The following is an 11345-nucleotide window of genomic DNA, read 5'->3' on the forward strand; positions in this document are numbered from 1 at the left end:
TGGAAAGCCGCTGGCAGACAAGCGTTTTCTGTCATACCCCGCCGGTATCGTCGAAGGGTCACACAACGAGCCCGGCGCGAGTGTGGCCGGGCGGTGCGAGGAACGGGGGCACGAGATGAGTGACAGGAACCGAGGCGATCTGCTGCCACCCAGCAGGCACGGCACCACCTGGCGGGAATCGGAATACCGGGTGCTGGCCGACGATCTGCGCGCGGGCGCCGACCTCGCGCGCACCGCGGACACGGTGGGCCGCACCGAATCCGCGGTCCGCGCGGCACTGCGCAATTTCGTGCCGCCGGAGGAACGGGTGCCCACCGCCGAGCGGGAACGCTGGATCCGCACCCGCCTGGTCGCCGAACCGGAATGGGACTGGTGGGCGGTGGTCGTCGACCACCACCGCCGATCCCGCAGCGGACTGTGGTTCACCCGGCACGAACACTGCGCCCGGATCGGCTGGCGCAGACGCACCCCGATGACGGCCCTCGCGCAGGAACTGGGCACTTCCGAGCTGTCGGTCGCCGAACTGCTGCGCGCGCTCGGCCTGGTCGAGAGCATCGAGGAGGCCGCCGACCGGCTGGGCGCCACCCCGGGGCTGGCGCTGGCCAAACGGGTCTCGGCCCGCCGCGACGAGGCGGTCGGCGCCCGCTGGATCCTGGTGATCGACGGCGCCGCGGGGACCACGCGTTCCCGCAACGCCCCCGTGCGCCGGCAGGTCTCGCTGCACGAGACCCGTGCGGCCGCCGAATCCGAGCGCGACCGGGTCCTGGCCTGGCACGCGCGCGTCGGCCCGGGCGAACCGGCGGCGACGGTGTGGTGGACCATCGCCGAACGGGGTCTCGGCGCGACCGCCGGACACACCCGCTGCGGCACCTTCGATCCGGCCGCCGCGTCCGGCGGTCCGATGCGTGCCGAAGCGCTCGCGGTGGGCGACGTGATCCGGGTGGCCGTGCCCGACGGCGGCTTCCTGCAGGACCGGATCACGGCTATCGCGCAGGCGGGCGCGGGGGCTCCGATCGTCGTCGACCTCGCGCCGGTGGCGAACTCCCGGGTGCGTCGCGTCGTGGAGTTCGCGCCGGGCGAGGTCGTGGACGTGGTCCGGGGACCGGCGGAACGCGCGAGCTGACCGCACCGTGGTGATCCGCTCCGAACCGGGCGGATCACCGTGCCGTGCCACTCAGCTCCGCCGTGACCCGGTGACCCAGACCGGCCCGGTGAGCAGCCAGATCACCGTGATCACACCGAGCGTGCCGAACACCCCGGTCAGCTGTTCCCGCTGCTCGGCGTCGGCCACCGTGTAGGCGAGCGCGAGCGTCAATGCCCCGGCGATGGCCGCCGCGCCCAGCCACCGGCCGAAATCGGCCCACTCCTTGCGGACCCGCTCCGGACCTTCCTTCGGCACCCGGACCGGCGCGGGTCCACCGGCGAAGCGATACGCGAACCGCTCGTCGAGCCACTGGATCATCCGATGCCCGAACATGACGGTGCAGCCCAGATAGATCCCGGCCAGCCGATGCGCGAAACCCACCTCGCCACCCCGGTGCAGGTCGATCGCCACCGCGACCACCAGCACCACGTCCAGGACCGGCACCAGCGCCAAGGCCACCATGCCGGCCCGCCGCAACCCGGCCAGATACCGCAGCAGCAGCCCGCCGACCACCAGCACCCAGAAACCGATCTCGCAGGCGGCGATCGTCAGCAGCACCGGGTTTCGCAGTTCGTCCATGACCTCACTGTGCCGCTCGAGACCGGTCCCGGTCGTCCCACTGCCGGTGGTCGCCGGGTCCGTCCTTCGGGGGACCCGGCGTGGTCCCGGCATGTGCTGGAATGAGGTATGCCGCTGCCGACCCGACCTCCGAGCAGGCTCGTGGACGCCGTCGACAGTTCGACCGCGGCCGCCGTGGCGGTGTTCCTGGTCGGGCTGCTGTTGTGGGCGGCCGACGGGTGGGCGATGGTGACCGATCGCGACGTCTACCCGGCGCCGGTGAAGCTGGCGCTGCTGTGCGCGGCGTTCGCCATCCAGATCAGCGCACAGTACCGGCCCGCGCTCGCGTTCGGCCTGATGGTCGTGCTGCTGGCCGTCGACATGGGGTTCGGCCCGTCGCTGCCGCTGTGGATCGCGCTGACCGACGTCATCTTCCTGGCCGTGAGCACCGGATCGGACCGCCTGGGCCTGGTGGTCACCGGATTCGCGTTGATCACCACTCTCGGCGGCGCCGCATTGGGCCTGGCCTTCGTCGGGGTGCGGGCCGGACTGTTCATCGCGCTGGCCGGTGTCGCGCTCACCTGGTCGCCGCTGGGCTACGCCCGGGCGGTCCGCGCGTCACGGCGCACCGTCGAGGTCGAACGCCACGCCGCCCGCGCCGATCTCGCCGCCCGCGACGCCGAACGCGTCGCCGCCCTCGGCGACGAACGCCGCCGCCTCGCCCGCGACCTGCACGACACCGTCGCGGGCCACCTGTCCGCCGTGGCCATCCTCGCCGAAGTAGCGCAGAAGAAACCCGGCGACCTCGCCGTCCTCCAGTCCATCCGATCGGGTAGCCTCGCCGCGCTCGACGAGATGCGCGCGACCATCGACCTGCTCACCTCCCCGGACGACACCGCCGTCACCGCCCGGCTCGCCTCACTGGACGGGCTGATCGACGCCGCGCACGCCGCGGGCGGATCGGTCACCCTGCACCGGCCCGCGGACCTGAGCCTGCCCACCGCCGTCGAGGCCGTCCTCACCCGAATCCTCGGCGAGACCATCGCCAACGCCACCAAACACGCGCCGGGCACACCCCTGGACATCGACGTGCGCCGCGACGCCACCGCGGTGGTGTTGACCGCCACGAATCCGATCGTGCCCGGCAGACCGATCGGAGAGGGAAACGGCTTGCGCAACATGATGTTCCGCGCCGAATCGATGGACGGTGTCCTGTCCGCCGGCGCCGAGGACGGCCACTGGCGAGTACACGCCCGGATACCGGCGGACCAGCGATGACGGTCACGGTGGTGGTGGCCGACGACCACGCCACGATCCGCGCCGGCATCACCATGCTGCTCGAGTCGTCGGGTCAGGTCCGCGTCGTCGGCGAAGCGGGCGACGGCGTCGCCGCCATCCGGCAGGCCCGCGCACTGCGCCCCGACGTGGTCCTGATGGATGTGCGCATGCCCCGAGTCGACGGCCTCGAGGCCACCGCGGCGGTGGTCACCGAGACCACGGCAAAAGTGCTGGTGCTCACCACCTTCGCCATCGACGACTACGTCCTCGGCGCCCTCGCCGCGGGCGCGAGCGGCTTCCTGCTCAAATCCGTCGGCGGCGACGACCTCGTCCGCGCCGTCCTGGCGGTGGCCGACGGAGACGCCGTTCTGGACCCGAAGGTGACCCGCGCGGTGATCGCCGCCCTCCCCGCCGCCACCTTCCACGCACCCACACCCGACCTGTCCGCCCTCACCGAACGCGAACGTCAGGTCCTCGCGGGCATGGGCGCCGGCCTGTCGAACCACCAGATCGGCACCCGCCTGCACATCGGCGAGGCCACCGTGAAGACCCATGTCTCCCGGGTCCTCACCAAACTCGGCGTGCAATCACGCGTCCAGGCAGCGGTCATCGCGACCCAAGCGGGACTGGCCTGACAGAAATACTCGGCCGCTCGGTGTCGCGCCGTGGTCGGGCTTCAGGTGGGCTTTGGTCGGTGTGCCGGGTTTCAGCGGGCGATCGAGACGGCGAACGGTGTGAAGCCGGAGGAGCGGATGACGTGGGGGACGAACAGGATCGCTGCCTCGGTGGCGCGGGCGGTTTCGATGCCGCCGAGGTCGCTGATCCATTCCGGTGGCCAGCTCAGGTCGGTGAGCAGCGCGGCGACCGTCTGCTTGGCGTCGGCGTCGTCGCCGGACAGGAACGCGGTCGGTGGGTGGGTGAGCGCCGTGGGCTCGGTCATGACCGAGAACAGCATGGTGTTGAGGGTTTTCACCACGCGCGTGTCGGGCAGGCTCTGCTGGAGCTGTTCGGCCAGGCTCGACCCGGGGTAGAGCAGGGCCGCTGGTAGCCCGTCCGGTCCGTCGAGGGTGGCGTTGGCGACATCGACGAGGATCGTGCCAGCCAGCTCGTCGGCGAGGGCGACGAGTCGTTCGAGTGAGCTCGCGCCGGGGGTGGCGTTGATGACGATCGCGGCGGCGCGGATCGCGGCGGTGACGGCCTCGGGGGAGCGGTCGGGCACGCGGACGTCGTGGCCGGCGGCGCGCAGCGCGGTGGCGAGCGAGCCGCCGACGCGGCCGCTGCCGAGAACGGTGATCGTGGTCATGGAAGTGTCTCCTCGGAGGATCGACGGGTGATCAGCGTGCAAGGGTGCCGACGGCAGCGGCGTGGACCCCGGGGCCGGTGGCCAGGAAGCTGTCGGCGGCGGGGGTCCATGGCCGGCCGTCGGCGGTGGAGATTTGGCCGCCTGCCTCGGTGACGAGCAGGGCGCCGGGCAGCAGGTCGGCGCGAGCACCGGCGAACTGCCAGAAGCCGTCCACGCGCCCGGCGGCCACGTTCACCAGGTGCAGGGTGGCGGGCACCGCGACTCGCACGACGAGGGCGTCGAGGAACATCGCGCTGATCGACGCGCCGAGCCGCCGCACGACGGCGTGGTCCTCGTCGGGGCGGGCCTGGCTGGTGGCCATGACGGCGAGCCCGAGATCGGTTGTCGCCGAGACCCGCAGCGCGCGGCCGTCGAGGTGCGCGCCTGCACCGGCCCGCGCGGTGTAGGTCTGGCCGGTCAGTGGCAGATGGACCACGGTGAGGACGGGCTCGTTGTCGCGGACCAGGGTGGCGGTGATCGCCCAGTCCGGGAGGGCGTGCAGGTGGTTGATGTTGCCTTCGACAGGGTCGACCACCCACCACTCACCCTCGGGGAGTTCGCCGGCGTCGAGTTCCTCCTCCACCCAGCGCGCGTCCGGACGCAGTGCCTCGAGCCGCGGGCGCAGCACACCGAGCACGGCGTCGTCGTTGGCGGCCAGGGCGTGTACGAGGTCGTCGCGGCTGTCGTAGGTGACGATGTCGTCGAACCGTTCCCGCAGGGTCGAACCCGCCGCGCGGACCGCGATCTCGGTCTGGGTCAGCAGTTCGGCGTCGGTGGTGACACCGGCGGGGAGGGTTGTTTCGGGCATGACGAATCTCCTTGTCCGTGAGGGGTGTTGGGTTCGGGCCGGGGTGGAAACTCGGGGGCCCGGTGCTCGTCTTCGACGCTATGCCCACCGATAGTTAACTTCAAGTGCATGTAAAGCACGGATAAGATGACTGTCATGCAATTGGACCTGAACCTGCTCGCGGCGCTCGATGCCCTGCTGGAGGAGGGCAGCGTGGCCGGCGCCGCGCAGCGGTTGCACGTGACGGCACCGGCGATGAGCCGCAGCCTCGGGCGGATTCGGCGCACCACCGGGGATCAGATTCTGGTGCGCACCGGACGGTCGATGGTTCCCACGCCCTACGCCCTCGCGGTCCGGGAGCAGGTGCACGACCTGCTGGCCCAGGTGCGCGGAGTCCTCGCGCCCACTCGCGTGCTCGACCTCGACACCCTCGACCGGGCCTTCACCCTGCGCTGGCACGACTCGCTCGTGGCGCTGGCCGGCCCGGCGCTGCTGTCGGCGGTGCGGGAGCGGGCGCCGGGTGTGCGGCTGCGGTTCATCGCGGAGTCCAGCGTCGACACACCTGAATTACGCCGCGGCGAAGTCGATCTCGCCGCGAACGCCGACCGGCCGACCACTCCCGAGATCCATTCGGTGCGGGTGGCTGACACCAGCCACGTCGCCGTCGTACGGCACGGCCACCCTCTCGCTGACGGGCAACCCCTGACTGCCGCGCGGTATGCCGGGGCGCACCACCTGGCGATCTCGCGGCGCGGCACGTTGACCAACCTCATCGACGACGAGCTCGCCCGGATCGACCTCACCCGGCGGGTGGTGGCCGGCGTGCCCACCGAACACGCGGCGTTCGAGTTCGTTCGCGGCAGCGATCTGCTGGTCACCGTGCCCGAAGCCAGCACCCGCACCGCGGCATCCGACCTCGGCCTGGCCGTGCTCGCACTGCCGCTGGACCTCCCGTCGGCGACGGTGTACCTGTCCTGGCACCAGCGCTACGACACCGACCCCGCCCACACCTGGCTACGCGAGCTCGCCCGCGCCGCGCTCGCGACCTCCATCGCGACGCTCGAGCCGGCGCAGCGAGACGCCGGCGCCGTCGAGGGTGCGTGAGCCCGGCAAAAGACCAGCAACCGGACTCGCTCAGGCGGCTGGGCGGACCCTTCTCGAAAGATGTTGCCTCACAGTGCCTGATTGTTGATCGTGTGAGTACGAAACGGCCGAGCATCCCCGGCTGGAGCAGCAGGCGACTACCGTCGTGCCGGTGGCAGAACAAGATCGAGCTCGAGTGGTTCGGGTAGTCCGCGCGGTTCAGCGGATGAACCTGACGATCGACAACCGGTTCGCTCTCATCGAGCCGGATCCGGCCGGAGTCGAGCTCGCGACCGTGGATGAGGGCGAGGGGCCAGTCGAGTTCGATCTGTTCGCCGTGAAGCTGTCCAGCGGTGAGGTTCACCGCGACCTCACCGACTTGGAAGCGCTCGACCTCGCGAGATGGTGGTGTTCGCTGCACAGCTGAGTGTCTGGGTTCGGCACCTGGTTCTCGGCCTGTACTGCTCCGGCCGGGCACCACCGGCAGTTTCGCGAGCTAGCCAGCCTGACCTCTAGACCTGCTCCGCATCGGGTCGGTTCTTCGACGGCTTCGGCGACGAGGAACCGAGGCGCGCAGAATGTGTTTCGGGTCGGTCCCGATGTCATCGACAGCCTGGGAAGAGGGACCGATCCGCCGACCGGCGTGGGACGACGCGATTCGCGCGGGTCGCCACCGCCTACAGATCCGGCCACGGTGCCTGAACGTAGTAGAGGCAGGTCCCTATCCCGAAAGTCGTATGAACGGGACACCGAAGTCACCCCTCGGGTCGACGCAGCGGTGTGCCCGGCGACCTACGGTGTGTCCATGCTGGACGAACGCCTGGTGCGGTGGTGGGCCTGCTCCCCGGTTGGGGCCGACGCGGTGATGGTGTCGGTCCTGGTCGTGATCTGTGCGGGCGCGGGTTTGCTGGTAGACGCGGGCGTCGACTACTTCGTGTTCTCGGCGGCGCTGTTGGCCCCGCTCGCGGTGCGGCGTCGATGGCCCGAGGCGTCGGCGGCGATCATCGCCGTGGTGGCCTTCACCCAATGGGCGTGCGTGCGTGACACCACCGGCGCGGTGCTTGCCGATGTGGCGGTGCCGCTGGCGATCTACACTCTCGCGGCCCACGGCGAACGATGGGCCGGCCGCGCGGGTCTGCTCGCGGGTCTGGGCGGGGCGGTTCTCGGCGGCTGGAGCTGGCCGCAACTGCCGATGCCCGCGCTCGCGCATGTCCTGGTGGGCGTGTCACTGGCCGGGATCGTGGTCGCGGCCTGGCTCGCGGGATCGTGGCAGCGATCCCGGCGCGGGGAAATCGCGGCGCTGACCCGGCACGCGGCTCTGCTGGAACAGCAGCAGGAGCAGCGAACCCGCCTGGCGGTCCTGGAAGAACGCACCCGCATCGCCCGCGACCTGCACGACATCCTCGCCCACTCGCTGGCCGTGGTCATCGCCCAGGCCGACGGCGGCCGCTACGCCGCCCGGGCCGAACCCCGGCGGGCGATCGAGGCATTGGCCGCGATCGGTGACCAGGGACGAACCGCCCTTGCTGAAACGCGCCGCGCCATCGGTGTCCTGCGCGACGATCCATCCGCTTCCCCCGATCCGGCTCCCGCGCCCGGTATCGCGGACCTGTCCGCCCTCGCCGACGACCTGCGCGCCGCGGGCCTGCCGGTGGATCTGACCATCGACCTGTCCGGGCCGCCGCTGGATGCCGGACTCGGCTTGCTCGTCTACCGCATCGTGCAGGAAGGACTGACCAACGTGGTCAAACACGCGGAAACCGCTGCGCGAGCAGAAGTCTCGGTCCGGATCGACGGGCCGCAGTTGCACATCGATGTCTCCGACGACGGCCGAGCGAGCGGGACCGGCACTCGCCCCGGTTTCGGACTGATCGGAATGCGGGAGAGAGTGGGTGCCTACGGAGGAAGCGTGGAGCTGCGGAACCGGCCGCACGGCGGGCACCGGCTGGCCGTCGTCGTCCCGCTCGGGACCCGATGATGATCACCGTGCTCCTGGTCGAGGACCAGATCCTGGTGCGCGCGGGCTTCCGGATGGTCGTGGACTCACAACCCGACATGCGGGTGATCGGTGAAGTGGGTGACGGCGAAACCGCGGTGGCTACAGCGGCGAGACTCGCCCCGGATGTGGTTGTGATGGACATCCGGATGCCCGGTGTCGACGGCATCGAGGCAACCCGCCGGATCATGGCGGTACCGAACCCGCCCCGGGTGCTCGTGCTCACGACCTACGACCTCGACGATTACGCGACGGCCGCCGTGCGCGCGGGGGCCAGCGGGTTCCTGCTCAAAGACGCACCGGCCGAACACTTCTTGGCCGCCATTCGCTCGGTGCACGCCGGAGACGCGGTGCTGGCCCCCTCGACCACTCGGCGGTTGCTGCACGTACTCGCCCCCGCCGTCGACCCCGCGGCCCGCGAACTGGTGTCGACGCTGACCGAGCGCGAGACCCAGGTGCTGCGCATCCTGGCCACCGGAGCGTCCAACGCCGAGATCGCCGAGGCCCTCGGAGTGGGGGAGGGCACGGTGAAAACCCATGTCCGCCATATCCTGACCAAACTGTCCGCCCGCGACCGGGTGCGGGCGGTCATCGTCGCGCACGAGGCCGGGCTCACCGGGCTCGGCTAGTCTTCGTCGCGCGAGCAGGCGCTGTCGGTCGCGGGCAGTGCCCCGTCGAGGAGGTAGGCGGTCACGGCCGAGTCCACACATGCCGAACGGTCGAAGAGGAACACGCCGTGCCGAAACGCCTCCCGCAGCGTGACGGCGCGGGCCGCGGGCATGGCCGCGGCGAGCGCGTGCAGACCGGCCGCGGGCGCCACCGGGTCACCCTCGGCTCCGACAAGCAGCGCGGGGGTGTCGTTCGCGATCACGGTGGTGGGTTCGGCGGGTTGGACCGGCCAGAACGCGCAGGGGCCCGGGTGCCTGGCGAGAGCGCCGAACAGCGGTTCCGCGTCACGATGGTTCGTGATGTCGACGGCGTAGTCGGCGGCGGGCCGAGCCGGGCGGTCGGCGCACTGATTGGCCACGGTGGCGCTGAAACCGAACTCGGGTGTCACCCCGGTGTCGGCGCAGAGCGCGAGTTTGGCCGCCAGGGCGGGCGGTGGGTCGATCGGCAGGCCGTGGGCCGCGTCCGACAGTGCCCGGACCTGGTCGGTGAAAGCGGTGTAGGCCTCGGTGGAATCGTCCACGGTGAGCAGCAGTCCGGGCACCAGGTCGGCGGTGACGGTGACTCCGGCGAGGGTGATCGGCTCGACCGCGACCCGCGCGATCAGAGCGTCGACGGTGCCGAGGACGTCCGCCGTGGTCGCGCCCAACCCCAGTTCCGCGTTCCGCTCGGCGGCCCAGCGCGCCCAGTCCGCGAGCGCCGCGGCATCGGCGGCCGCGGTGTGGCGGGTGAGGTCGGGTCCGGCGGCATGTGGGTCGAGCGGGCTGTCGAGGACCATCCGATCGACGTGGTCGCCGAACAGTTGCGCGTAGACAGCGCCGAGATAGGTGCCCCACGACCAACCCAGATACGACAGCGAGGGCTCACCGAGCAGGGTCCGCAACATGTCCAGATCGCGGGCCGCGGCGCGGGTCGAGGCGTGCGGCAGCAGATGCCGCCACGGGGTACAGCGGTCGGCGAGCCCACGGGCGGTGTCGAGCGCCCGCTCGACACCGGCACTGTCGGTCGGAGCCGCCTGCGCGAGTCCGAGGTATTCGCCGGTCGGCCAGCCACATTCGAGCGGCGAGCTCGCGCCGAAGAAGCGGGGGTCCATACCGACCAGGTCGTAGCGCTCGGCCAGTTCCGGGGCGGCGGCATGGCCGCCCTCGGGGCCGTCGAGCAACAGGGAGACTCCGTCCCGGGACGGTCCGGGACCGCCGGTCTCCACCACGAGCGTCCCGAGTCGGCGGGTGGGATCGGTCGCCGGCCGTCGGGCCACGGCTATCGTGATCGTCGCACCATCAGGGTTCGAATAGTCCACGGGCACTGGGAATTCACCGCATTCCGCGCCGACTGCGGTCAGCCGCGCGCCGATCGGGTCGCTGTCCCCGACAGCACAGGCGTGCCAGGCGATGCGTTGCTCGCGGCTACCCGTCGGAAGTCCGGACGGTTCCTGTTCCACCGGCGCGCACGCGAGCGACGCTGCTCCGCACAACGCCACCGCCACTGCCGCCGACCCGATTTCATATCTGGAGAAAGTCACAGGTCGACCGTATTTTCCGGGTCGCCATCGGGTCGTCTACCCGGGGAACGATATCTGTGGGGACCAACCTCGCCCGAAAGAGAGACAACAGGGTTCGTGAGGTGGGCTGTTCCCCGCGCCGGACCGCCGGTGTGCCGGGTAGGCGAAGCGGTCCGGCGGTTCAGTGGGCGGGCTCCCAGACCGCCGGCCAGTCGCGTCCCCGGAACGCCGCGTCGACGCCGCCGTCGACGAACACCACCGACCCGACGAAATAGGTGGATTCCGGACCGAGCAGGAACGCGACGAGTGCGGCGACTTCCTGTGCGGTGCCGCCTCGTCCGGCCGGGACCGTGGCCAGGAATCCTTCCATGGCCGCCCCGATGAGCGGGTCCTTGCGGCCTTCCTGTGTCATCGGGGTGTCGATGATGCCCGGTGCGACCGCGTTGAGACGAATGCCGTCTCTGATGTAGCTCGCCGACTGTGTCCGCGCGTAGTAGGCCAGCGCCGCCTTGGTCGCGGGGTAGGCCTGGATGGCTGCGATCTCGCCGAAGGACGCGGCGATCTCGTTCGCTCGCTCCTCGTCGTGATCGAGGCAGGCGTCGGCGAGGGCGGTGGGCCAATTCGGTTGTGTGGTTGTCGAATTGGAACTGACCAACACGACCGAGGGATTCTGGCCGGCGGCGAGCAACGGCCGCAGACCTTCCAGCAGGTCGATGGCGCCGAAGTAGTTGACCCCGATCATCCGCGAAGCGGACCTGCCGGTGGTGGCGGCGAGACCGGCGAAGGGGACGAATCCGTCGAGGCTGCCGTCGAGCAGGGAGGTGGCCTGTGACAGTGCCTCGGCCCGGCCCGCCGCGGTACTGAGATCGACCGTGATGTCGGCTTCATGGAGGTCGATACCGATCACGCGGTGACCGTCGGCCTCCAGGCGTTGCTTGGTGGCGGCGCCGATACCGGACGCTGCTCCGGTGATGACGTAGGTGCTCAACG

Annotated in this window: 12 protein-coding genes; 7 read left to right on the plus strand and 5 right to left on the minus strand. The window is 70.9% G+C overall.

Annotation, left to right across the window (positions count from 1 at the left end; genetic code table 11):
• Window positions 1–115 precede the first annotated feature (115 nt).
• Window positions 116–1123: a hypothetical protein gene (locus EL493_RS17875; protein ID WP_126405767.1), complete on the plus strand. Its 1008-nt coding sequence runs from the start codon at window positions 116–118 to the stop codon at window positions 1121–1123.
• A 51-nt stretch (window positions 1124–1174) separates the two neighbouring features.
• On the opposite strand, the gene EL493_RS17880 is transcribed toward EL493_RS17875, so the two are convergent.
• Window positions 1175–1723, minus strand: a complete 549-nt coding sequence (locus EL493_RS17880) for a hypothetical protein (RefSeq protein ID WP_019046669.1) — start codon at window positions 1721–1723, stop codon at window positions 1175–1177.
• Between the two features lie 108 nt (window positions 1724–1831).
• Here EL493_RS17880 and EL493_RS17885 point away from each other — a divergent pair, with 108 nt between their 5' ends.
• Window positions 1832–2980, plus strand: coding sequence for a sensor histidine kinase (locus EL493_RS17885; RefSeq protein WP_022567007.1), 1149 nt, complete (start codon window positions 1832–1834; stop codon window positions 2978–2980).
• The gene (locus EL493_RS17890) at window positions 2977–3615 is read left to right on the plus strand and encodes a response regulator (protein WP_019046671.1); all 639 of its coding nucleotides are present in this window, start codon (window positions 2977–2979) and stop codon (window positions 3613–3615) included. Before EL493_RS17885 ends, EL493_RS17890 begins: the two co-directional genes overlap by 4 nt.
• Window positions 3616–3686: 71 nt before the next feature.
• Here EL493_RS17890 and EL493_RS17895 read toward each other — a convergent pair whose 3' ends face one another.
• Window positions 3687–4283, minus strand: coding sequence for an NADPH-dependent F420 reductase (locus EL493_RS17895; protein WP_019046672.1), 597 nt, complete (start codon window positions 4281–4283; stop codon window positions 3687–3689).
• A gap of 31 nt (window positions 4284–4314) precedes the next feature.
• The gene (locus EL493_RS17900; protein ID WP_019046673.1) at window positions 4315–5130 is read right to left on the minus strand and encodes an inositol monophosphatase family protein; all 816 of its coding nucleotides are present in this window, start codon (window positions 5128–5130) and stop codon (window positions 4315–4317) included.
• A gap of 135 nt (window positions 5131–5265) precedes the next feature.
• On the opposite strand from EL493_RS17900, the gene EL493_RS17905 reads away from it, so the two are divergent.
• From EL493_RS17905 to EL493_RS17920, 4 genes are all read left to right on the plus strand, one after another.
• Entirely contained in the window at window positions 5266–6213 is a 948-nt protein-coding gene (locus EL493_RS17905; protein ID WP_022567006.1) for a LysR family transcriptional regulator, read from the plus strand.
• 205 nt (window positions 6214–6418) lie between these two features.
• On the plus strand, window positions 6419–6619 hold the full coding sequence (locus EL493_RS17910) for a hypothetical protein (protein WP_019046675.1): 201 nt from the start codon (window positions 6419–6421) through the stop codon (window positions 6617–6619).
• A gap of 378 nt (window positions 6620–6997) precedes the next feature.
• Window positions 6998–8170: a sensor histidine kinase gene (locus EL493_RS17915; protein WP_022567005.1), complete on the plus strand. Its 1173-nt coding sequence runs from the start codon at window positions 6998–7000 to the stop codon at window positions 8168–8170.
• Window positions 8167–8817 carry a response regulator gene (locus EL493_RS17920; protein ID WP_019046677.1) on the plus strand — a complete coding sequence of 217 codons (651 nt, stop codon included), beginning with the start codon at window positions 8167–8169 and terminating at the stop codon, window positions 8815–8817. Before EL493_RS17915 ends, EL493_RS17920 begins: the two co-directional genes overlap by 4 nt.
• On the opposite strand, the gene EL493_RS17925 is transcribed toward EL493_RS17920, so the two are convergent.
• Together EL493_RS17925 and EL493_RS17930 are read right to left on the minus strand one after the other, a co-directional pair.
• Entirely contained in the window at window positions 8814–10112 is a 1299-nt protein-coding gene (locus EL493_RS17925; RefSeq protein WP_019046678.1) for an alpha/beta fold hydrolase, read from the minus strand. The two genes, EL493_RS17920 and EL493_RS17925, sit on opposite strands and share 4 nt — an antisense overlap.
• A 424-nt stretch (window positions 10113–10536) precedes the next feature.
• The gene (locus EL493_RS17930; protein WP_019046679.1) at window positions 10537–11343 is read right to left on the minus strand and encodes an SDR family oxidoreductase; all 807 of its coding nucleotides are present in this window, start codon (window positions 11341–11343) and stop codon (window positions 10537–10539) included.
• Window positions 11344–11345 lie beyond the last annotated feature (2 nt).

Origin of the sequence: Nocardia asteroides (genome assembly GCF_900637185.1) — a bacterium.
Taxonomy (GTDB): domain Bacteria; phylum Actinomycetota; class Actinomycetes; order Mycobacteriales; family Mycobacteriaceae; genus Nocardia; species Nocardia asteroides.